At 62.4% G+C, this 22,473-nt stretch carries 23 protein-coding genes; 17 read left to right on the top strand and 6 right to left on the bottom strand.

The genetic code is table 11. The features are described 5' to 3' along the window. From P0D73_RS03015 to P0D73_RS03005, 3 genes are all read left to right on the top strand, one after another. On the top strand, positions 1–292 hold a 292-nt coding region (locus P0D73_RS03015), incomplete at its 5' end, for an electron transfer flavoprotein subunit alpha/FixB family protein (protein ID WP_408429598.1). A gap of 24 nt (positions 293–316) precedes the next feature. Next, complete coding sequence (locus P0D73_RS03010; protein ID WP_408283613.1) at positions 317–472, top strand: hypothetical protein; 156 nt, start codon at positions 317–319, stop codon at positions 470–472. After that, on the top strand, positions 450–1,466 hold the full coding sequence (locus tag P0D73_RS03005) for an aldo/keto reductase (RefSeq protein WP_408182610.1): 1,017 nt from the start codon (positions 450–452) through the stop codon (positions 1,464–1,466). Before P0D73_RS03010 ends, P0D73_RS03005 begins: the two co-directional genes overlap by 23 nt. 96 nt (positions 1,467–1,562) lie before the next feature. Here the strand turns inward: P0D73_RS03005 and P0D73_RS03000 are convergent, their stop codons facing one another. The 3 genes from P0D73_RS03000 to P0D73_RS02990 form a co-directional block, all read right to left on the bottom strand. After that, positions 1,563–2,633 carry a rhodanese-like domain-containing protein gene (locus P0D73_RS03000; RefSeq protein ID WP_408429619.1) on the bottom strand — a complete coding sequence of 357 codons (1,071 nt, stop codon included), beginning with the start codon at positions 2,631–2,633 and terminating at the stop codon, positions 1,563–1,565. Positions 2,634–2,824: 191 nt separating this feature from the next. Further along, entirely contained in the window at positions 2,825–3,481 is a 657-nt protein-coding gene (locus P0D73_RS02995) for a peroxiredoxin (protein ID WP_132378581.1), read from the bottom strand. 358 nt (positions 3,482–3,839) lie between these two features. Next, positions 3,840–4,682, bottom strand: a complete 843-nt coding sequence (locus tag P0D73_RS02990) for an EamA family transporter (RefSeq protein WP_408182609.1) — start codon at positions 4,680–4,682, stop codon at positions 3,840–3,842. Positions 4,683–4,886: 204 nt separating this feature from the next. Between P0D73_RS02990 and gcvA the strand changes: the two genes are divergently transcribed. The 8 genes from gcvA to P0D73_RS02950 all read left to right on the top strand — a co-directional run bounded on the left by gcvA (position 4,887) and on the right by P0D73_RS02950 (position 12,489). Next, complete coding sequence (gene gcvA, locus P0D73_RS02985; protein ID WP_408429595.1) at positions 4,887–5,777, top strand: transcriptional regulator GcvA; 891 nt, start codon at positions 4,887–4,889, stop codon at positions 5,775–5,777. A 287-nt stretch (positions 5,778–6,064) separates the two neighbouring features. Continuing rightward, positions 6,065–6,160: a K(+)-transporting ATPase subunit F gene (gene kdpF / locus P0D73_RS02980; RefSeq protein WP_028193906.1), complete on the top strand. Its 96-nt coding sequence runs from the start codon at positions 6,065–6,067 to the stop codon at positions 6,158–6,160. After that, on the top strand, positions 6,157–7,965 hold the full coding sequence (gene kdpA, locus P0D73_RS02975; RefSeq protein WP_132378577.1) for a potassium-transporting ATPase subunit KdpA: 1,809 nt from the start codon (positions 6,157–6,159) through the stop codon (positions 7,963–7,965). The genes kdpF and kdpA overlap by 4 nt, the downstream gene beginning before the upstream one ends. An 85-nt stretch (positions 7,966–8,050) precedes the next feature. After that, a complete protein-coding gene (gene kdpB / locus P0D73_RS02970) occupies positions 8,051–10,114 on the top strand; it encodes a potassium-transporting ATPase subunit KdpB (protein ID WP_132379460.1) in 2,064 nt (687 codons plus the stop codon). Positions 10,115–10,133: 19 nt separating this feature from the next. After that, on the top strand, positions 10,134–10,715 hold the full coding sequence (gene kdpC / locus P0D73_RS02965; RefSeq protein WP_132378576.1) for a potassium-transporting ATPase subunit KdpC: 582 nt from the start codon (positions 10,134–10,136) through the stop codon (positions 10,713–10,715). A gap of 20 nt (positions 10,716–10,735) precedes the next feature. Further along, positions 10,736–11,434: a response regulator gene (locus P0D73_RS02960; protein WP_132379459.1), complete on the top strand. Its 699-nt coding sequence runs from the start codon at positions 10,736–10,738 to the stop codon at positions 11,432–11,434. A gap of 174 nt (positions 11,435–11,608) precedes the next feature. Beyond that, entirely contained in the window at positions 11,609–11,953 is a 345-nt protein-coding gene (locus tag P0D73_RS02955) for a hypothetical protein (RefSeq protein WP_243658333.1), read from the top strand. Positions 11,954–12,072: 119 nt separating this feature from the next. Further along, entirely contained in the window at positions 12,073–12,489 is a 417-nt protein-coding gene (locus P0D73_RS02950; RefSeq protein WP_408429591.1) for a universal stress protein, read from the top strand. A gap of 18 nt (positions 12,490–12,507) precedes the next feature. Here the strand turns inward: P0D73_RS02950 and P0D73_RS02945 are convergent, their stop codons facing one another. Both P0D73_RS02945 and P0D73_RS02940 read right to left on the bottom strand, forming a co-directional pair. Next, positions 12,508–13,473, bottom strand: coding sequence for a D-2-hydroxyacid dehydrogenase family protein (locus P0D73_RS02945; protein ID WP_132378572.1), 966 nt, complete (start codon positions 13,471–13,473; stop codon positions 12,508–12,510). Positions 13,474–13,659: 186 nt separating this feature from the next. Further along, positions 13,660–14,562, bottom strand: coding sequence for a LysR family transcriptional regulator (locus P0D73_RS02940; protein WP_408429588.1), 903 nt, complete (start codon positions 14,560–14,562; stop codon positions 13,660–13,662). 346 nt (positions 14,563–14,908) lie between these two features. On the opposite strand from P0D73_RS02940, the gene P0D73_RS02935 reads away from it, so the two are divergent. Together P0D73_RS02935 and P0D73_RS02930 are read left to right on the top strand one after the other, a co-directional pair. Further along, complete coding sequence (locus tag P0D73_RS02935; RefSeq protein ID WP_132378570.1) at positions 14,909–16,261, top strand: MFS transporter; 1,353 nt, start codon at positions 14,909–14,911, stop codon at positions 16,259–16,261. 85 nt (positions 16,262–16,346) lie between these two features. Continuing rightward, on the top strand, positions 16,347–17,096 hold the full coding sequence (locus tag P0D73_RS02930) for a maleate cis-trans isomerase family protein (protein ID WP_132378568.1): 750 nt from the start codon (positions 16,347–16,349) through the stop codon (positions 17,094–17,096). Positions 17,097–17,185: 89 nt separating this feature from the next. Here the strand turns inward: P0D73_RS02930 and P0D73_RS02925 are convergent, their stop codons facing one another. Beyond that, positions 17,186–18,106, bottom strand: coding sequence for a LysR family transcriptional regulator (locus P0D73_RS02925; protein WP_408429585.1), 921 nt, complete (start codon positions 18,104–18,106; stop codon positions 17,186–17,188). Between the two features lie 129 nt (positions 18,107–18,235). On the opposite strand from P0D73_RS02925, the gene P0D73_RS02920 reads away from it, so the two are divergent. From P0D73_RS02920 to P0D73_RS02905, 4 genes are all read left to right on the top strand, one after another. Next, a complete protein-coding gene (locus P0D73_RS02920) occupies positions 18,236–18,985 on the top strand; it encodes an SDR family NAD(P)-dependent oxidoreductase (protein ID WP_132378566.1) in 750 nt (249 codons plus the stop codon). Positions 18,986–19,026: 41 nt separating this feature from the next. After that, positions 19,027–19,566, top strand: a complete 540-nt coding sequence (locus tag P0D73_RS02915; RefSeq protein WP_132378564.1) for a carboxymuconolactone decarboxylase family protein — start codon at positions 19,027–19,029, stop codon at positions 19,564–19,566. Between the two features lie 83 nt (positions 19,567–19,649). Beyond that, positions 19,650–21,053: a mercuric reductase gene (locus P0D73_RS02910; protein ID WP_408283590.1), complete on the top strand. Its 1,404-nt coding sequence runs from the start codon at positions 19,650–19,652 to the stop codon at positions 21,051–21,053. Positions 21,054–21,230: 177 nt separating this feature from the next. After that, entirely contained in the window at positions 21,231–22,346 is a 1,116-nt protein-coding gene (locus tag P0D73_RS02905) for an alkene reductase (RefSeq protein ID WP_408429582.1), read from the top strand. Positions 22,347–22,473: the final 127 nt, after the last annotated feature.

Raw genomic sequence — 22,473 nt, 5'->3', positions numbered from 1 at the left:
CGAACCGCTGGCGGACAAGCTGAACGCAGCGCTGGGCGCATCGCGCGCAGCGGTCGATGCGGGCTTCGTGCCGAACGACTATCAGGTCGGCCAGACCGGCAAGATCGTCGCGCCGCAGTTGTACATCGCGGTCGGCATCTCGGGCGCGATCCAGCATCTGGCCGGGATGAAGGACAGCAAAGTGATCGTCGCGATCAACAAGGACGAAGAAGCGCCGATCTTCAGCATCGCCGATTACGGCCTCGTCAGCAATCTGTTCGACACAGTCCCAGAACTGACCGCATCGGTTTAAAGCGTTTCACACACGGAGATCAGGATGCGCAAGACCCGGATCGCGATCGTCGGCGTCGGCCTGGCGGCGATGCCTCACGCGCTAGCGTTAAACTATCTGCGTGACGAAGTCGAAGTGGTCCGGAACGAACCGCTCAACACCTTGGCAGGAGACAACGATGGATCCGGTAGCAAAACGTAAATGGCCGCGTTCGGGACTCGAAACGACGCTAATGGGTTTCGGCGCCGCACCGATCGGCAACATTTTCAGGCCGATCAGCGAAGGGGATTCGGCGGCGCTCATCAAAGCCGCGTGGGACGCGGGCGTGCGTTACTTCGACACGGCGCCCATGTACGGCCACGGTTTGAGCGAAGCGCGCTGCGGGCAGGGTCTGCGTTGGTATCCGCGCGATCAGTACGTGCTGTCGACCAAAGTGGGCCGCTTGCTCAAGCCGCGCAAGCGCGCTGAAATCGACTTCACGCCGTGGGTCGACGGCTTGCCGTTCGACATGCGTTTCGACTACAGCTACGACGGCGTGATGCGTTCGATCGAGGACAGCCTGCAGCGCATGGCGCTGGAGCATATCGATATCGCGCTGATTCACGACATCGACGCGTTCACGCATGGCGATCGCCAGCCGCAGATATTCGAGGCCGCCATGAGCGGCGCGGCGAAGGCGCTGCTCAAGCTGCGCGACGAGGGTGTCGTCAAGGCCGTCGGCGTGGGCGTGAACGAGTGGCAGGTCGCGCACGAAGCGATCCGGCGTAGCGACTTCGACTGCCTGTTGCTGGCTGGCCGCTACACGTTGCTGGAGCAGGACGCCCTCGACGGCTTCCTGCCGTTGTGCGAGGAGCGTCAGGTGTCGGTGATTCTCGGCGGCGGTTACAACAGCGGCATTCTCGCCACGGGCGCCGTGCCCGGCGCGAAATACAACTATGCACCCGCGCCGGAAGCAATTCTCGAACGTGTGCGCAAGATCGAGCAGGTGTGCCGCGACTTCTCGGTGCCACTCAAAGCGGCGTCCCTGCAATTCGTGCTCGGTCACCCGGCTATTCCGACGAATATCCCTGGCGTGCGCAGCGTCGCACAACTCGAAGACAATCTGCAAACCTTCCGGGCCGACATCCCAGCGGAATTCTGGGCTGAGTTGAAGCGCCGCGAACTGATTCGCGAGGATGCGCCGACGCCTCGATAGACAGCCCTTCTCGCCCGTCACCGGGCGGCCACGGACGACCCGGCAGGCCATCGGCCTGCCGCGTTGCCGGCATTGAAGTCATGCATCGAAAACACGTCACACACTGCCGTTTTCAACGACGCGCCCTTCCGCACGCCAGCGCAGCATACCGCCGGCAAGATTGGCAACCCGCTCGAATCCGGCCTGCCGCAGCATGACCGTCGCTTGGGCCGAGCGTCCGCCTGCCCGGCAGACCGTCACGATCGGGCGTTCTTTCGTGAGTTCAGCGGCCCGCCCGGAGAGCTCGCCTAAGGAAATGAGCTTTGCTGCGGGAATGCGCCCCAACGGTCCATTGAACTCGTCGGGTTCCCGCACATCGACGATCTCGACAGCACGCAGATTTTCCTCCAGCCACTGCGCATTGATTTCCCAGATGCCCGCAAAGCTGCATGTCAGCGGCGCCCAATCGGGTTCCGTCATCTGCGCGGGGACGCTCGCCGCGAGACCGCATTTCAGGTTCGCGGGCACCGCTACGTCGATTTGCTTCGGATGCGGCAGGTGCAGGTTCGTCATGTATCCGGTGAAATCGTCTTCACACAGTTCACCGCCAAGGCGTGGATTGAAGCGCCGCTCCTCGCCCACACTCGTCACCGTCAAACCGCGATAGTCGTGAGCCGGGTAAAGCAGGCAGGCGGAGGGCAGCGTAAAAATCTGCCCATGCACCGCGCGAAACATGGTGTGCGCGTCACCGCGCTGGAAATCCGTGCGGCCAGTGCCTCTGATCAACAGACAATCGCCGGTGAACGCCATGGTCTCGTTGTCGAGCACGAGCGTGATGCATCCATCGGTATGTCCCGGCGTCGCGCGTATTGTCAGGTATCTCGCGCCGAACTCGACTTTGTCGCCGTGGCTCAGATAGCGGTCCGCGCCTTCGGCGCCGCTCGCAGCCGAAATCGCAATCCTGCTGCCTATGCGGCGATTCAGCATCCATGCGCCGGTCACGTGATCGGCGTGGACGTGGGTGTCGATCGTATAAAGCAGATGCAATCCGAGTTCTTCGATCAGGGCGGCATCCCGGCGCACCTGCTCGAATACCGGATCGACCAGCACCGCCTCGCGCGTCGTGCTATCGGCGAGAAGATAGGTGTAGGTCGACGATTGCTGATCGAATAGCTGCCGGAAGATCAACACGATTTCGCTCCGCGGCCCGCTCCTGCGAGCGCTCAAAGTTGGCGGCCCCTGCGGCCGCCAACCGCCCCGCAGGCAGTCGAACTGGACGCAGCCCCGTTCAGAGGGCCGGGCGCATTGATGCACCCGGACTCACATCGAGCGCCGGACTTCGCACTGCCCGGCACTCGCCGCTCCCATCAATGAGCGCTTTACTTCGGTTGCGCAACGTACCGCAGATAAGGCTTCACGGTTTTAAAACCCTGCGGATATTTTTGCATTGCGGCATCGTTGGAAACGGATGTTGGAATGATGACGTCCTCACCCGGTTTCCAGTTCACCGGTGTCGCCACCGTGTGTTTCGCGTTGAGTTGCAGCGCATCGAGCAGCCGCATCACTTCGTCGAAGTTGCGGCCGGCGCTCATCGGATAGACGAGCATGGCTTTGACCTTCTTGTCCGGTCCGATGAGAAACACCGAGCGTACGGTCGCATTGTCGACCGCGGTGCGCGGGCCGCTGCCGCTCGCCTCGGGATGAATCATGTCGTAGAGCTTCGCGACCTTCAGGTCCGAGTCGCCGATCAGCGGATAGCCGACCTCGTGGCCTTGCGTCTCCGCGATATCCTTCATCCACTCCGTGTGGTCGCTGACGGGGTCGACGCTGAGCCCGATAATCTTCGTGTTGCGCTTATCGAATTCTGGCTTGAGGCCCGCCAGGTAGCCGAGTTCCGTGGTGCAAACGGGAGTGAAATCCTTCGGGTGCGAAAACAGGACCGCCCAATGGTCGCCGATCCATTCGTGAAAATGAATCGTCCCTTCGGTGGTTTCCGCGGTGAAATCGGGAGCGTCTTCTCCTAATCGAATAGACATCATTAGTCTCCATAGGTCGGGTGCACCAAGATTCGAGTGCCGCGGTCGGAGCGAGGTCCGCCGGGCTGCCGGAGTGTTGAGTGGCGATAGGACTGGCTCGAGATCACCTCCGGCCGGTTGCACCGTACCGTGCTGGAGGACCATCTACGGGGTGCAGCAGAGTCGGAGGCTTTCCCTGATAGCCGTGATGCGGGACAGACATCGGGACGCGCTGCGGGCCGCACCTATAGCGTAGAACAAAAAAGACTTTCGCAGTTGGCAGACTGTAGGGAGAATCCGCCGACGTGGCAGCAAGCTTGCTTGCACTCCGAAGAAAGGGAATTGCACTTTGATTTGGGCGGATTGCGATCTTGTCTGGTCAATGCCCCAGACAAACCGCGCCGCCCGCGACGATCACGCACGCGAGCCAGCGCCTTCCATTGACCGCTTCCCGCAGAAACATGCGCCCTATCAGCACCGCGAATACCACGCTGGTCTCTCGCAACGCCGATACCGCGCCCATCGCGCCCGACTGCATCGCCCAGATCACGATGCCATACGCCGCGATCGACACCAGCCCGCCGGCGAGCGACGAGCCGACGGCGATGGGTTCCGTCCGCAGCGGTGTCCACAGCGCCGCGAGCCCGCGCATTGCGACGAACAGCACGGGCATCAGCCAATAGAAGAGGAACATCCACGCGGTGTAGGCGAGCACCTGGCCGCCGGATAAACGCACGCCGATGCCGTCGATCACGGTATAGAGCGCGATCGACGCACCGGTCACCAGTGCGGCCACCGCACCCGCGCGCGACACGCGCCCGCCCTGCAGCGCGAGCGCGATGATGCCGCCCGATATCATCGCGATCCCGAGCGCGTGCAAGGGGCCGATCGCCTCATGCGCGAACAGTGCCGCGCCGAGCGTGACGAGCAGCGGCGACGAGCCGCGCGCGATCGGATACGCCTGCGCCAGATCGCCGCGGCGATAAGCCCGCACGAGGCTGACGTTGTAGACGATATGCACGAGCCCCGATGCGGCGATGTACGGCCAGGCAGCGTCGGCGGGCCACGGCGTGAACAGGACCACGAGCGTGGCGGCCGCCGCGATGGCGATGCTCATCCACGTCATGGACAGGAACCGGTCGCGGTTGCCGTGCAGCATCGCGTTCCAGCTTGCGTGGAGCAGGGCGGCAAAGAGGACGAGACCGCCGGTATAACTGAGCATGCAGGTTCAAGGCCGGAAAGAGTGAGGGAGATCACGCTCCAGGCGTGCAAGCGTCGCCTGTGGGCGCGAGATGTCGGCGGACTACAAAATGCCTTCCAGGTCCGCGCGCCGACTGAATCAGCGGCGCATTAAGAAGAATATCTATCTTGTTGCAGCCCGACAAACCAGATAAATTGAGGATTCGCGTTAGATAAACTCTTGCGAATGAAGCGAACCCTGCCTCCGCTCAATGCATTGCGCGCCTTCGAGGCCGCAGGCCGTCTCGGCAGCTTCAAGGAAGCCGCCGCGGAACTGCACGTGACTCACGGTGCGGTGAGCCAGCACGTGCGCGCGCTCGAAGAGTGGCTCGGCGCATCGTTGTTCGAACGGCACAACCGGCGCGTCGCGTTGAGCCCGGCGGCGAAGGCCTATCTGGCGGAAATCGGCCCTTTGTTCGAGCAGCTCTCGCAGGCAACGGCCAGATATGGTTTCCCCGAAACGGTCTCCCGGACACTGTCCGTGAATGCGCCCGCGACATTCACCTTGCGCTGGCTGGTGCCGAGACTGGCGACATTCCGCGCCGCGCATCCCGACGTGGACGTCAAGGTGGAGACGTCGAACGAGTCGTTGGAGAGTCTGAGAGAAATCTACGACGTCGTCGTGCGGGGCGGCCCGGACACGTTCTATGGCTACTCGATGCGGCCTTTCCTGTCCGAGGAGCGAGTCCCGGTCTGTAGTCCGGCGCTGTTGCAGCGACTGCCGCTTCGAACGCCGGACGATTTGCGGCAGCACACGTTGCTGCATACGTCGAGTCTTCCGCGGGTTTGGCCGGACTGGCTGGCGAGCGCCAGGATTCCCGCGCTCAGGCCGGCTGCCGCGCTGACTTTCGACCACTTCTATCTGACGTTGCAAGCGGCCATCGACGGGATAGGCATCGCAATGGGACCGACCGCGCTGGTCGCCGGCGATCTCGCGGCCGGCCGGCTCGTCGCGCCATTTGCCGGCCCACGTCTGCCGTCGCGGAGCTATTGCACTTACGTTCCGGATGGGAAGTCGGCGGATGAGCTGGTCGCGCTGTTCCGTTCGTGGCTCGAACGCGAGGGGGCGCGTTCATAAACGGAGACGGCCCCTTAAAGGCGGGCCCACCGCAAACCTCGCGATGTCCAATCTGGCCATCCACGCACAACCTTCCCCCCAAACCAAGTCCACGTTTTTTACGAATCTGCGCGCTCTCTTAACAGTGCGTTTACGCGGAGTTGCCTAAATTCGATGGTGCGGAAGTCCGATGCGGGAGGCCACGCCATGGATCTGCTTTACGTCATTGCAATCGTTGCATTCAGCGGCCTCGTCGCCGCGTTCGTGGTTGGCTGCGACAAGCTTCGCCGCGCGCCGGGAGGCCGTCCATGACTACCTGGATGACCTGGCTTGCGGCGGCCTCGACGCTGATTCTGTTCGCCTACCTCGTCTACGCTTTGCTGCGCGCGGAGGCACTCGAATGAACTTCAACAACCTGTTTCAGCCCGGCGTTTTCATCGTCGTGCTGATCGCGCTCGCGATTCCGCTCAGCCGCTACATGACGGCGGTGCTCGACGGTTCGTCGGTCGTCGTTCGCCGCATTGGACGGCCGCTCGAAGCGGCGGTGTACAAGCTGGCGGGTGTGGATCCCGAGGCTGAGATGTCGTGGAAGTATTACGCGCTAGCCGTGCTGGTGTTCAACACGCTCGGTGTGTTCGCGGTCTATGCTTTTTTGCGCATTCAGCAATGGCTGCCCGTCAATCCGCAAGGCTTCGGCCCCATGACGCCGGACGCCGCCTTCAACACGGCGATCAGCTTCGTGACCAACACGAACTGGCAGGACTACACGCCGGAATCCACCGTCAGCTACCTGACGCAGATGGCGGCTCTGACGGTGCAAAACTTCTTGTCGGCCGCCACGGGTATTGCCGTCGTGGTCGCCCTGATTCGCGGTTTTGCACGCCACACGACAGCAACGATCGGCAACTTCTGGGTCGATCTGACGCGTATCACGCTGTATATTCTCGCGCCGCTCGCGACGGTTATCGCGCTCGTCTTCGTCAGTCAGGGCGTGATTCAGAACTTCGAATCGTACCAGGACGTGCCGACACTGCAGGCCACGACGTACCAGACGCCGAAGACCGATGCCCAAGGCAACGCCGTCAAGGACGCGAAGGGCAATCCCGTGATGGTGGACAACAAGGCCGACAAGCAGACTATCGCGATGGGTCCGGTTGCGTCGCAGGAAGCGATCAAGATGCTCGGCACCAACGGCGGCGGCTTTTTCAACGGCAATTCCGCGCACCCGTACGAGAACCCGACGCCGTTCGCGAACTTCGTGCAGATGATCGCGATGCTGCTGATTCCGGCTGCGTTGTGCCTCGTGTTCGGCAGGATGGTCGGCGACCGGCGTCAAGGCTATGCGGTACTTGCCGCGATGACGATTGCTTTCGCGGTGGCCTGCGGGGGTGAGATCGCATCGGAGCAGAGCGGCAATCCGCTGTATTCGACGCTGCATGTCGACCAGAGCGCGTCGGTCACGCAGTCCGGCGGCAACATGGAAGGCAAGGAAACCCGCTTCGGCATCGCGCAATCGGGCATCTTCACGGTCGCGACCACGGCGGCTTCGTGCGGCGCGGTCCTCAATACGCACGATTCGCTCACACCGATGGGCGGCTTCGTGCCGCTGCTGCTGATCGAACTCGGCGAGGTGATCTTCGGCGGTGTCGGCTCGGGCCTCTACGGCATGCTCGTGTTCGCATTGCTCGCGGTGTTCGTGGCCGGGTTGATGATCGGGCGAACGCCGGAATACATCGGCAAGAAAATCGAGTCGTACGAGATGAAGATGGTGTCGATCGCCGTGCTGCTGACGCCGCTGCTCGTGCTGGTCGGTGCGTCGATCGGCGTGCTGGCGGCTGCCGGCACGGCGGGTATCTCCAATCCGGGGCCGCACGGCTTCTCCGAGGTTCTCTACGCCTACAGTTCCGCGGCCAATAACAACGGCAGTGCGTTTGCCGGCTTGTCGGTGAATACGCCGTTCTATAACTCCACGCTGGCCATCGCCATGTGGTTCGGCCGCTTCGGCTCGATTGTGCCGGTGCTGGCGATCGCCGGGTCGCTTGCCGCCAAGAAGCGTATCTCCGCGACCGCCGGAACTTTGCCGACGCACGGCCCGCTGTTCGTCGTGCTGCTGCTCGGCACGGTGGTGCTGGTCGGCGCGCTGACGTATGTGCCGGCGCTCGCGCTCGGCCCGGTCGTCGAGCATCTGATCATGGTCGCGGGTCATTGATTGAGAGGACAGCATGAGCAACGGATTTCAACCCCCGGTTCATCAGCCTGGCAACATCGGCCAGGCGCGCAATGCCGCGCGCTCGATGTTCGACCCGGCCATTGCCCGGCCGGCCCTCGTCGACTCGTTCAAGAAACTCGCGCCGCGTCACCAGTTACGCAATCCGGTGATGTTCTGCGTGTACGTGGGCAGCATTCTGACGACCATTCTCTGGATCGCCGCGCTCGGCGGCCAGGCCGAGGCGCCCGCCGGATTCATCCTCGCGATTGCGTTGTGGCTGTGGTTCACGGTGCTGTTCGCCAACTTCGCGGAGGCGCTTGCCGAGGGACGCTCGAAAGCTCAGGCCGCGTCGCTGCGCGGCGCGAAGCGCGACGTCATGGCGAAGAAGCTGCAAGACTCCCACCCCAAGTCGCCGATCCGCATCACGACGGCGACCGATCTGCGTAAAGGCGACGTCGTGCTGGTCGAAACCGGCGACGTGATCCCGGCGGACGGCGAGGTGATCGAAGGCGTGGCATCGGTCGACGAATCGGCGATCACGGGCGAATCCGCGCCGGTGATCCGCGAGTCGGGCGGCGACTTTTCGTCGGTGACGGGCGGCACGCGCGTGCTGTCGGACTGGATCGTCGTGCGGGTCACCGTGAATCCGGGCGAGGCGTTTCTCGACCGGATGATCGCGATGGTGGAAGGCGCAAAGCGTCAGAAGACGCCGAACGAAATCGCCCTGACGATTCTGCTCGTCGCGTTGACGCTCGTGCTGCTGTTCGCCACCGCCACGCTGCTGCCGTTCTCGATGTTTTCGGTCGAAGCGGCGAAAGCGGGGCATGTCGTCACGATTACCGCATTGGTCGCGCTGCTGGTGTGCCTGATTCCGACCACGATCGGCGGGCTGCTGTCGGCAATCGGCGTGGCGGGCATGAGCCGCATGATGCAGGCGAATGTGATTGCCACTTCAGGGCGCGCGGTGGAAGCGGCCGGCGACGTCGACGTGCTCCTGCTCGACAAGACCGGCACCATCACGCTCGGCAATCGCCAGGCGTCGGCATTCACGCCGGCGCCGGGCGTCACTGAGGAAATGCTCGCCGACGCCGCGCAACTGTCCTCGCTCGCGGACGAAACGCCGGAAGGGCGCAGCATCGTCGTGCTCGCGAAGCAGCGCTTCAATATCCGCGAACGCGATATGCACGCGCTGCAGGCGACGTTCCTTTCGTTCAGCGCGCAGTCGCGCATGAGCGGTGTCGATTTGCCCGACCGCCAGATTCGCAAGGGCGCGGCCGATGCGATCAAGCATTTCGTCGAAGCTCATGGCGGCCGCTTTCCGGCCGAACTGACGGCCGCGGTCACGGAAATCGCGCGGCGCGGCAGCACGCCGCTGGTGGTCGCGCAGCTAGGCCAGGGCGAAAACGTCGCGCGTTGCATGGGCGTGATCGAGTTGAAGGACATCGTCAAGGGCGGTATCAAGGAGCGCTTCGCCGAACTGCGCAAGATGGGCATCAAGACCATCATGGTGACGGGCGACAACCGCCTGACCGCGGCGGCCATCGCCGCCGAAGCGGGGGTGGACGATTTTCTCGCGGAAGTCACGCCCGAAGCCAAGCTGACGACAATTCGCACGCACCAGGCCGAAGGGCGCCTCGTCGCGATGACCGGCGACGGCACCAACGATGCGCCGGCGCTCGCGCAAGCCGACGTCGCGGTGGCGATGAACACCGGCACGCAGGCCGCGAAGGAAGCCGGCAACATGGTCGACCTCGATTCGAATCCGACCAAGCTGATCGAGATCGTCGAAATCGGCAAGCAGATGCTGATGACACGCGGCTCGCTCACCACGTTCTCGATTGCCAACGACGTCGCCAAGTATTTCGCCATCATCCCGGCGGCGTTTGCGACCACTTATCCGCAGTTGCGCGTGCTCGACGTGATGCATCTGAGTTCGCCTTCGTCGGCGATTCTGTCGGCGGTGATTTTCAACGCGCTGATCATCGTTGCGCTGATTCCGCTTGCGCTCAAGGGCGTGAAATACCGGCCGCTGGGCGCCGCGTCGCTGCTGCGCCGCAATCTTCTGATCTACGGGCTGGGCGGGATTCTGCTGCCGTTTCCGTTCATCAAGCTGATTGATATGGTGCTGAACGTGTTCGGCTGGGTTTGAACGCAACGGAGTGGAGATCATGAAAACGCTGATTCGCCCGGTACTCGTCCTCTTCATCCTGATGACCGTGATCACCGGCGTGCTCTATCCGGTCGTCGTCACGGCCCTTGGCCGCGGCGCCTTCGCGGCACAGGCCGGCGGCAGTCTGATCGAGAAGAACGGCAAGCCGGTCGGCTCGAAACTGATCGGTCAGCAGTTCGACGCGCCGTACTATTTCTGGGGACGCCTGTCGGCCACCAGCCCCATGCCGTACAACGCGCAGAGTTCGGGCGGCTCGAACCTCGGGCCGACCAACCCCGCGCTCGCGGACGAAATCAAGGGTCGTCTCGATGCCTTGAAAGCCGCGGGTAACGACATGTCGCAACCGGTGCCGGTGGATCTGGTGACGTCCTCGGGCAGCGGACTCGACCCGCAAATCAGCCCGGCGGCCGCAGCCTATCAGGTCGAACGCGTGGCGAAAGCGCGGAGTCTGCCGGTCGATCAGGTTCGCGATCTTGTCGCCAGCAATACACAGGGGCGGCAGTTCGGCATTTTCGGCGAGGCGCGCGTGAACGTGCTTCAGCTCAACCTTGCGCTGGACGACCTCAAGCCAATGCATTGATGTCGACGCTCGCGGCTTCTATGAGGGACCCCACCATAACAGTCGTTGTGATAGACGATGACACAACCATAAGCCGCTTCATTCGCGCGCACCTCGAAGCGGACGGGATGAACGTGTTCGGAGCGCAGACCGGCGCACAAGGTCTTGCGCAGGCCGCGACGCGGCGGGCGGATCTCGTCATCATCGATCTGGCCTTGCCTGACATGGACGGCATCGACGTGATCCGTCAGTTGCGCGCCTGGTCGGCGATGCCGGTGATCGTTTTGTCGGCGCGCAGCCGCGAGGAAGACAAGGTCGCCGCGCTCGATGCCGGCGCCGACGATTATCTGACCAAGCCGTTTGGCTTGCCCGAGCTAGGCGCGCGGATGCGTGCCCATTTGCGCAGGCAGGCCGCATGCGGGCGGGCCGGCTCGCCGCAGGTCCGGTTCGGCCTGGTCACCGTTGATCTCGGCGAGCGGCAAGTGCTGCGCGATAGCCGTATCGTCCATCTCAGTCCAATCGAATACCGGCTTCTCTCCGCGCTGGTGCGTCATCCGGGGCGGGTATTGACGCATGCGCAACTGCTCGGCGAGGTATGGGGGCCGTTGCAAACCGATAACCACCATTACCTGCGGATCTACATGGGACATCTGCGCCACAAGCTCGAAAGCGATCCGGCGCGCCCCGAGCACATCATCACCGAGTCGGGGGTGGGGTACCGGCTGGTCGGCGTGAGGTGAATTTCACACAATATTTACGGCATTGCGGGCAATCGTTGCGCGGTCTTTACTGCGGGCTTCGTATAGTGGGTGACTGGCTTTGCGCTGTGAAGAGATGAAGAGATCTATTGGAGTCGATATGGCATTCAAACAAGCGAAGGGCCGCGTGAGCGTCGGGTTCGGCGTCCGTCTTTCATGACACCCTCAAGACCCGCGATGGTATTCAGGGGGCTGTGCAAGGTGGTCGCCATCGCCTTTGTCACAAACCAGATTCTCACGACTATTTTCACGTATTTCGTGCAGCAACTCGATTCCGCGCCACCGCATCAAGCCGTCTGGCTTTTCAGCTGTGTGACATGCGGGATGGTGACGTTATGGCTGCAGGCCGACGCGCGGCGCGCATTCGGCTTCGCGCGCGAGAAGGGATTCGTGAAGCAGGGCGGCGAAGGCATGCAGGACGTGCAGATCGCGGACGACTGTCCGAAGCGGTGGCTCGTCATCCTGCATATCGAATTGAACCCCGCAGCGATACAGGCCTAGCCGGGCGGCACGTCGGGTTGGCCGTATCCGTGTAATGGCGCCCAAAACCTGGTACTTTTACACCGTATTAACGTGGCTTTAACTAAGCTGAAAGCGATACCGGTTTCCAGGAGTTCTGGATGATACGAATGCTGATCCCCGTCCTCGACCACGGCGGTGCAGTCGAAGCAGCCCGCTATGCCGCGTTCATGTTTCTCGAGCACGGCGTAACGGAGGTCGAACTGCTGGAAGTTCTCGAGCCCGTCGCACAAGGACGCGCAGCCGCTTTCCACACTCGAAGCTCACTGTTGCGCCACGAGAAGCATGCGATGCTGAAGGCTCTGATCGACGCTCGAACCATTCTCGAGGAAGCAGGGGTGCCCTACCACTGGAAGCGCGTCTTCGGTCACCCTGCCAAAGCGATTGCCGACTATATAGCCACGACCCAGCCCGACGTGATGGTGATCGACGCCAGTCGTATGGGTTTCTTCCGCAGGCTCGCCATGCTCGCGTCTTTATCGAGGCGAACGGTTACGCCGGTGACAATGGTTCACTGAGAAGGATCGTCTGCTCGGCTAGCCTTGCGCAGAACCTCCGCTTTCATCGAGCCACTGAACGATGTTACGCACCGTATCGCCATAGAAGGTGCGATATAACTCCTTCGATACATAGCCGATATGAGGCGTCGCGAGCACGTTGGGCAATTCGCGCAGAGGGTGCGGATTGTCGAGCGGTTCCACGTCGTATACGTCCAGTGCGGCGCCGGCAATCTGGCCGGTCGTGAGTGCCGTCAGCAGCGCGACCTGGTCGACGATCGGACCTCTCGACGTATTGATCAGCCGGCTCGTGGGTTTCATCTGCGCGAATTCCGTCGCGCCGACCAAACCTTGGGTTCGCTCGCTCAGCCGCACGTGGATCGACAGGAAATCCGCCGTGGAGAACAGCACATCCCTGCTGACTCGCTGCACGCCCTTTTCCACGGCGCGCTCCTCGGTCAGGTTCTGGCTCCACGCGATGACGTTCATTCTGAATGCCCGCCCGATAATGCCGACCGCCGAGCCGACGCGGCCAAGGCCGAGCAATCCGAGCGTCTTGCCCGCGAGTTCATCGCCAAGCGAAAGCTGCCAGCCTCCCTGACGCAGCGACTGATTTTCGAGCGGAATATTGCGGGCCATTGCGAGAATCAGCCCCCACGTCAACTCGATCGTCGGTGTGGACGAATAGCCCGTATGACGAATTTCGATGCCGCGTTCCGCAGCCGCATCGTGATCGATCGACGTATTCCCTGCGCCGGTCGAGGCAATCAGCTTCAGGTTCGGCAGGCTTTCGATGACCTCGCGGGGCAGCGGGGTGCGTTCGCGCATTACGCAGACGACATCGAATGGCTGCAGGCGTTGAATCAGTTTCCCGATATCAGCGACGTGGTCGTTGAACACCGTCACGTCCGCGCGATTCTCGAGGGGCGACCAGTCTGCCATGCTCAGCGCGACGTTCTGATAGTCGTCGAGGATCGCTACCTTGATGGGGGATTTGGCGTTCATATTGCGCACTCCGGGAGTTGAACCGCTTGGTACCGTGATCTGAATTTCCGCACTGAATGCTAGGTAACGCGGCCGACGACGTAAATCATTAACTCGCGACGCCACCCATCGCGAACCGCGATGGCGCAGTCGGTGCGCTATCAGGCCACGCGCGGTGTGGGAGGAAACGTTGAGCGGCGGCGCTCCTCACGCGTCGTTCTCATGATGCGCTTCGAGGTGATCGACCAGCATGCGCGCGGGAAGCGGCAGGGTGTCAAAATTGCGCGCAATGATTGACAGCGGCCGCAGCGACCATGGGTCGTCAAGCTCGACAGCACGAAACGACGCCGAATGCACATACGGTGTCACGCTTCCCTTGGGGAGCACGCCGATGCCGAGTCCCGCGCTGACCATGTTGCGCACGCCCTCGAAGCTTGTCACCTCGATGCGCACGCGTAGCCGGCTGCCGTCACGCTCGGCGGCGGCGCGGCACAATTTGGAAATGGACGTCCCGTAGGGCATGCTGACAAAGTCGTCCTCCAGAGCTTCCGCGAAGCTCACGCTTGCGCGCCCGGCGAGCCGATGATCCGACGGCACGATCACGACCAGCTTATCCACGCTGTACGGGCGCCACTGCAGATCGCCGAGGGAGTCCTTCGTCGCCGAGCAGATGCCGAGATCGGCGACGCCGCTTGCGATCGCCTGCACCACTTCATCGCTCGACTTCTCGACCATGTCGATCCGCACGTTTGGATTGGCGCGGAGAAAGGAACGCAGCACGCCGGGCAGATACTGAACCATGGCGGTAAAGTTCACGTAAATCCGGGTATGGCCCCTCAATCCCGCCGAATATTCAGACAGTTCATCCGAAATTTGCTGCAGGTGCTCGCTCAGCCGCTTCGCGTGATGGTAGAGCGCCTCGCCCGCAGGCGTCGCTTGAACACCGCGGCTGTGGCGATATAGCAGCGGCGTGCCGGCGTCGTCTTCGAGATCCGATACGCGCTTGCTGACGGCCGATGCCACGATGTGCGTGCGGGCCGCCGCCGCGGCGATGCTGCCCTCCTCGACGACCGCCACGAAAATGCGCAGGGACTCCATGTCGAGTCGCAACGGCCGATCTGCTGAAACACGCATCCTCACTCCTTCGGGGGAATCCAGTCGGTTGGCACCCATCGCGTTTGGCGATGCCTGTATTGAACATTGAGAAGTTTTCAATCCGCGCGGCAACCGGCATCCTATGTGCCATAGAGATCGATCCTCGCAGGACCAGATCAAGACGCGGGCCGGCAGCGCGCAGCGCGATTTTATGTCGAAGGAGGCGGCGTTGTCCTGGCCGCCGCCGGTGGAACATGGTACACCGGCGCCCAAACGCACGATTTGTTGCAGCGCCGCGTGTGCCGGCGCTGTAAGACCGGAACGCCTGAAAATTCTGTTGAAAATATGAAGGAGACGAGAGATGGAACACAAAGAGCTGGCGATGAGTTCGCGAACTCACTGGTACGACGGTCTCACGGCGATGCACTGGCGTGTACTGAAAGCGAGCTTCCTCGGCTGGATTTTCGACGGCTACGAAGCACTGGCGCTCGTGGTTGTTCTTGGGCCGATGCTGCATTCGGTGCTGTCACCTGAGCAAGCCGCGTCCCCCACGACTTACGCCGGTCTGGTTATCGGCATCACGTTGCTCGGCTGGGGAGCGGGCGGTCTGATCGGCGGGATTCTCGCGGACTATGTCGGACGCAAGCGGATGATGCTCTGGTCCGTATTTCTCTACGCGTTGTTCTCGGGGTTGACCGCGTTCTCGCAAACCTTCTGGGTGTTGTGCGGGCTGCGTTTCCTCACGGGCCTCGCAATGGGCAGCGAATGGAGCACGGGCGTCGCGCTGCTGTCGGAAACCTGGCCGGAGCGGGCTCGCGCGAAAGGGGCCGGCTTTCTGCAATCGGGCTTTGGCTGGGGCACGCTGATCGCGGCGGTCGTGTGGTATGCGCTTTCGTCGACGCACCCATTCGGCGCCGAAACCTGGCGGCTGATGTTCGTGCTTGGCGCAGTCCCGGCGCTCTTTGTGCTGTACATTCGCCGCGGAGTCAGCGAGTCGGAGAAATGGCAACGCGCGGTGCGCGAGAAGCGCTGGAGCGCGACGAGCAACGAGCAGGCCGCGGGCGACGCGCCCGCATCCGAGAAGCGTCCCTTCACCCTCACGCAACTCTTCAATGAACCCGAAGCGCTGCGCCGCACGCTGCTGCTGCTCGTCCTGTCGATCGTCACGACCGTCGGCTGGTGGGCCATTTCAAGCTGGCTGCCGACCTTCACCGTATCGCTCGCCAAAGCCGAGGGGATTCCCGACGCGTTGTCGTGGGGCTCGAAGATATCGATCGCGTACACCGTCGGCGCGATTGCGGCTTACATGATCGCCGGTTTCGTGGTGGATGCCATCGGACGGCGGGCCTTCCTGTCACTCACGTTCGTCGGTTCGCTGATCACGACGTTCGTCACGTACAAGCTGACCACCAGCGTCGAAGCGATGATGATCGTGGCGCCGATCAATGGCTTCTTCACCCTGGGCTGCGCGTATGTCTGGATGGCGATCTACCCATGTGAACTCTTCGGTTCTAGCGTGCGTTCCACTGCGATCAGCTTCGTGTTCAATGCGGCGCGCCTGATTGCGTGGGTCTTCCCGATCATCGCGGGCAGCATGATCAAATCGTTTGGTGGCGTGTCGCAGGCGGCGTTGGCGCTCGGCTCCGTGTATCTGATCGGCATCGTGCTGCCCTGGTTCTTGCCTGAGACGCGTGGCGCAGGCATGCCGGACTGAGACCGCGATTCTTCGCGCGGATCAGGATGCCGTGAAAATCCCATCAGTATTTTGGATGCCTAAATCTATTTCGGAGATTTGAAAAATGCCTCAAAACTTTCGTATTGGACAGATCGTTCCAAGCTCGAATACGACCATGGAAACCGAGATTCCGGCCATGTTTCGTGCCCGTGAAGCCATCCGCCCCGAGCGCTTCACGTTCCATTCGAGCCGGATGAGAATGCACAAGGTCACGAAGGAAGAATTGGTCGCGATGAACAAGGAAGGCTTGCGCTGCGCGGCGGAACTCGCCGACGCTCGTGTCGATGTGATGAGCACGGCGTGCCTGGTCGCGATCATGGCGATGGGGCCCGGCTATCATCGCGAAACTGAACGCGATCTGTTGGAGGTCGCGCGCGCCAATCATTGCCTCGCGCCAGTCATGACCTCCGCGGGCGCTTTGGTAGAGGGCCTGAAGATCATGGGCGCTCGTCGGATTTCGCTGATGGCGCCGTATATGCGCCCGTTGACTGACCTGGTTGTCGCTTACATCGAAAACGAAGGAATCGAGGTCATCGATTCCATCTGCTTTGAAATTCCCGACAACCTCGAAGTCGGGCTGCGCGATCCGATGCAACTGGTCGACGACGTTCGGCGCCTGAACACGGAAGGCGCGGACGTCGTGGTGGCATCCGCCTGCGTCCAGATGCCTTCATTGCCGGCGATTCAGCGCATCGAAGACATGTTGGGAATCCGCACAGTCTCGACTGCGGTATGCACCGTGCGGCGCATGCTGGATCATCTGAAGCTCGAGCCGATCGTGCCTGGCGCCGGAGCCTTGCTTTCCGGCGCGTGATGGGGTGCGCAGTTAAAGTTCATCGAGTGACGCGTTGGACATTGTTCCAACGGCAACTGCGGGGCGAAAGACTCTGCTCCACAGCCCTTTCAGCCAGGAGCCATCGCCTTTCCGACATGGTCGACGAACGCTCTGACCTTGGCGGAATGTCGTCGCTCCTGTGGGCTCACCAGGTGGATCGGAATAGCGATCGCTTCCCAATCCGGCAATATCCGTTGCACTTCGCCGCTGGCCAGTTCGTCGTCGAACAGCCAGTTCGGCGAGTATCCAATACCCATGCCCGCGAGGACCGACGCTCGCATGACTTCACTGCTGTTGGTTTGCAGATTGCCTTCGACCCGCACGATGCGGGTGGTTCCCACCGGCTCCGCCGCGCCGGGGCCTGCCGTAAAACTCCACGCGTTGCGCATTGCCAGTTCGGTGTAGACGATGCAGTTGTGATCGACCAGGTCGTCGGGAACGCGCGGCGCCTGCTTGCCTTTCGGCAGCGAACGCACGTAGTTGCGATGCGCCATCAACATCCGGTAGGAAGTTCCCACGCGACGCGCGATCAGGCTGCTGTCCGGCAGGTCGCCGATGCGCACCGCGACGTCGATCCCCTGTTCCACGAGATCGATAAAACTGTCGCTAAGGCGTAGGTCGATCTTCACGGCCGGATGCTCCGCCAGAAACGATTGCACCAGCGGCATGAGCTTGAGGCGCCCGAAGCCGACCGACGCCGCGATTCGCAGCCAGCCCGTGAGTTGCTGCTCGCCGCGCCGCAGCGCGCCCTCGGCCTCCGCGATTTCCGCGACCAGGCGCCGCGCCTGTTCGAAATAATGTTCACCTTCTTCCGTCAGTGCCAGCGAACGCGTGGTTCGCGTCAGCAGCCGCGCGCCCAGCTCGCGCTCGAGAGCCGCGACCTGTTTGCTCACTGCGCTTTGCGTCGTGTCGGCCTCGTGTGCGACCGCGGAAAAACTGCCCGCTTCCACCACGCGCACGAAAGTCTTCATTGCCTGCAGCTTGTCCATTTTGCTTAATATATTCCTGTGTGGAATCAGTTATATGAGCATACACCGTCTATATCGCCCGCCGGGAATCATTCAAAGTTCAGTCATCGCAAACGCGATTGGAAGCAACCCAACTCTAGGAGCACTGACATGAACTCACCCGTCGTCCTTATCACTGGCGCGCTGACCGGTATCGGCCGCGCCACCGCACTTGCCTTCGCTCGCGAAGGAAATCGCGTGGTCGTCAGCGGCCGTCGCGAAGAGGCGGGCCAGGCGCTCGCCGCCGAACTGCGCGCGCTTGGCGCCGAAGCCGAATTCCTGCGCGCCGACGTGCGCTTCGAGGCCGAAGTGCGCAGCGTCGTCGAGCGGACCGTCGAGCGTTTCGGGCGCATCGACGTGGCGGTCAACAACGCCGGCACGGAAGGCCAATTGGCGCCGATCGTCGAGCAGACAGCGACCAACTACGAAGACACCTTCTCGGTCAACGTGCTCGGCACGCTGCTGTCGCTCAAGCACGAGATGCGCGTGATGCTGGCGCAGGGCGCCGGCTCGATCATCAACCTCTCGTCGATCGCGGGCCAGGTCGGCTTCGCGGGTGGGTCGGTGTACGTGGCCAGCAAGCATGCGGTCGAAGGCCTCACGAAGAGCGCGGCGCTCGAAGGCGCTACCGCGGGCGTGCGCGTCAACGCCGTGGCGCCGGGCCCGGTCGCCACCGAAATGCTCGACCGCTTTGCCGGCGGCACCGAGGAGGGCAAGGCCGGTTTCCTCGCGACGATACCGGCGCGCCGCGCCGCGACGCCGGACGAGATCGCTCAGACCATCGTCTTTCTTGCGAGCGATAAGGCGCGCTACCTCACCGGACAGAACATTGCAGTCGACGGCGCCTACACGGCGCAATAACACGCGATTTTTTCCTATCTTTTCTACTCAGGAGCCTCACCATGACCACCATCAATGTCCCGACGCGCGACGAAGTGTCCCCGGCTAACCAGGCGATCTTCGACAAGCTCAAGAGCAGTCTCGGCACTGTGCCCAACCTGTACGCCACGTTCGCCCATTCGGAGCACGCGCTCGGCAACTATCTTGCGTTCCAGAACGCGAAGAGCAGCATCACCGGCAAGGCGCGCGAAATCGTGAACCTCGTCGTGAGCCAGGTCAACGGCTGCGAATACTGCCTGGCTGCGCACACCGTGATCGGCAAGATGAGCGGCTTCACCGACGAACAGATTCTCGAAATCCGCAGTGGCAAGGCAAGTTTCGATGCGAAGTTCGACGCGCTCGCACGGTTGGTGAAGAGCATCGCGGTCAACCGCGGGCACGCTGATCAGGCGCTCGTCGATGCATTCTTCGCCGCGGGCTGGACCAAGGCCAATCTGGTCGACACGATCGTCGTGATCGGCGACAAGACCGTCACTAACTATCTGCACGCAACGACGCGCGTACCGGTGGACTTCCCCGCCGCGCCGCAACTCGCCGCGTGATGGTTGCAGCCGGGCAGGGCGCGGAGTTCGTGCGAGGTCCGCGTCGTCCGGCTGATTGAAGTTGTCCTGAATCGGAGGATGTGATGTCTCAAACTGAACATTTCGACACCGTTATTCTCGGCAGCGGCCAGGGTGGCAAGCTGCTGGCGTGGCACCTGGGGCGATCGGGCCAGCGCGTCGCCGTCGTCGAGCGTCAATGGGTGGGCGGATCGTGCCCGGCCGTTGCGTGTCTTCCCAGCAAGAACGAAATCTGGAGCGCACGTGTTGCACATCTTGCGCAGCACGCCGGGGACTTCGGCACGATCACCGGCCCAGTCACGGTCGATATGGCGAAGGTCCGCGAGCGCAAGCGCGGCATGATCGAACGTGAGGTTGCGTTTCACCTGCAGGCGTATGCGGCGAGCGGCGCGGAGTTGATCATGGGCAGTGGACGTTTCATTGCGCCGAAAACTCTCGAGGTGCAACTGAACAATGGCGAAACGCGCACGCTGAGCGGCGACCAGATTGTCGTCAATGTCGGATCGCATGCGGCTATTCCGGACGTTCCGGGTCTGAGTGCGGCGCAACCGCTCACGCATATCGGCGCACTGGACCTCGACTACACGCCGGCTCATCTGATCGTGTTCGGCGGCGGCTATACCGGTATCGAAATGGCTCAGGCGTATCGGCGCTTCGGCAGCCGGGTGACGATCGTCGAACACGGGCAGCAATTGATGGGACGCGAAGACGCCGACGTCGCCGATGAAATGTCGCGTGTGCTGAGCGGCGAGGGCATCGACATCGTGCTCGGCGCCGAGACGCTCAAGGTGGAAGGCCAATCCGGCAAGCACGTTAGCATTACCGTGCGCACGGCCGCCGGTGAGCAGACGATTGAAGGCAGTGACATTCTGGTCGCCACGGGCCGCATTCCGAATACCGCCGGTATCGGCTTGGACAAAGCCCGCATTGCACTGGACGAACGTGGCTACATTCGCGTCAATGACCGCCTGCAAGCGAGTGCGCCCGGTGTGTGGGCGATCGGTGAAGTGGCCGGGAGTCCGCAGTTCACGCATGTTTCCGTCGACGATTTCCGCATCGTGCGGGATAACCTGGCGGGTGGCCATCGCAGCACGCGTGATCGTCTTGTGCCGTACACGATGTTCAGCGATCCGCCGCTCGCGCACGTCGGGCTCAGCGAACGCGAAGCACAGAAGCAGGGCATCGCCGTGCGGGTCGCGAAGTTGCCGATGAGCAACGTGTTGCGCACCGAAGCCACGGACGAGACACAAGGCTTCATGAAAGTGCTCGTGTCCGCCGCAAACGACCGCATTCTCGGCTTCACGATGATCGGCTCGGAAGCCGGCGAGGTGATGGCCGCGATGCAGACGGCGATACTGGCGGAACTGCCCTATCCGAAGCTGCGCGATGCGGTGATCACGCACCTGACTTTCGCTGAAGGCTTCGGCCCGCTGTTGGCCAACGTGCCGCCGCGAGCGACGGCGCAGTGAGTCAGCCGGCGCGGGCACCGGCTATTCGCCGGGGCCCGCGTTGCGCGACGTGATCGATGCTACTTGTCGGCGTATTCCCAACGGGAATGACAGCTATTGCCCCATGGTCCCTTCTGCGTCACCTCGACTCGCGCGATCATTCCTCCGTCCCAATCTGGATATCTCAAGGATGAAGCAATGAACCAACTCTTTACACCCATCTCCGTTGGCCCCTTCGAACTGAAGCACCGCGTCGTACTGGCGCCGCTGACACGCATGCGCACTGAAGCGGGCAACGTTCCCGGCGATCTGATGGTCGAATACTATTCGCAGCGCGCGTCCGACGGCGGTCTGCTGATCACCGACGCGACCGCCGTCTCGCCACTGGGCATCGCGTATGTCGACGCTCCCGGCATTTACACTCAGGCGCAGGTCGACGGCTGGAAGCGCGTCACTCACGCGGTGCACGCCAAAGGCGCCCGCATCTTCCTGCAACTATGGCATGCCGGCCGGCAGGCGCATCCCGCCAACACCAACGGGCAGACGCCGATCGCGCCGTCGGCGATACGCGCGTATGAGCATGCTGCAATCCGCGACGCACAAGGCAATATCGTCGAAGTCGAGCAACTCGTTCCGCGCGCGTTGGACACGCATGAGATTGCAGACGTCGTCGAACAGTTTCGACAGGGCGCCGCGCGTGCGAAAGAAGCCGGTTTCGACGGCGTCGAGCTGCATGCGGCGAACGGCTATCTGATCGATCAATTCCTGCTGGATGGCTCGAACCACCGGACGGACGCTTACGGCGGTTCGATTGAGAATCGCGCGCGTTTTCTGTTCGAGGTCGTGGAGGCAGTCGTGTCGGTGTGGGGTGCGGGGCGCGTTGCCGCACGTCTGTCGCCAAGTGGTGTGTACGGGACCATGTCAGACAGCGATCCACACGCGACTTACGGCTATGTGGCGAGCCGGCTCAACAACTACGACCTCGCTTACCTGCACGTGATCGAGCCGCGCATTCGCGGCAACGAGGACACTGAGGCGAGCGAGTCAGCTGTCTCATCGAAGGATCTGGGCCGGTTGTTTACCGGCTCGATTGTGGCCGCCGGCGGATTCAACGCTGAAAGCGCAGAGCAGATTCTTCACACCGGCGATGCCGATCTGGTCGCCTTCGGCCGGATGTTCGTCTCCAACCCGGACCTGCCGGAGCGTTTGCGTACGGGTGCGCCTCTGAATGCTTACGACCGTGCCACGTTCTATGGCGGCGACGGACGAGGCTACATCGACTACAGCACGCACCGCGCAGTGGCCACAGCCTGAACACAGGCATTCATCGTCGCTACTTCAAGGCGTTGACAGGAGGACGGCCGTCGGACAGACGGCCGTCCTCCCAGAACATCACGATCCGGCGATACACTTTGCGGGTGGGGAGCGATGGAACAAGACC

It is taken from the genome of Paraburkholderia sp. RL18-101-BIB-B, assembly GCF_046026985.1.
Taxonomy (GTDB): Bacteria; Pseudomonadota; Gammaproteobacteria; order Burkholderiales; family Burkholderiaceae; genus Paraburkholderia.
The sequence above is the reverse complement of the archived record's forward strand: the minus strand, read 5'-3'. Positions and strand labels throughout refer to the sequence as shown.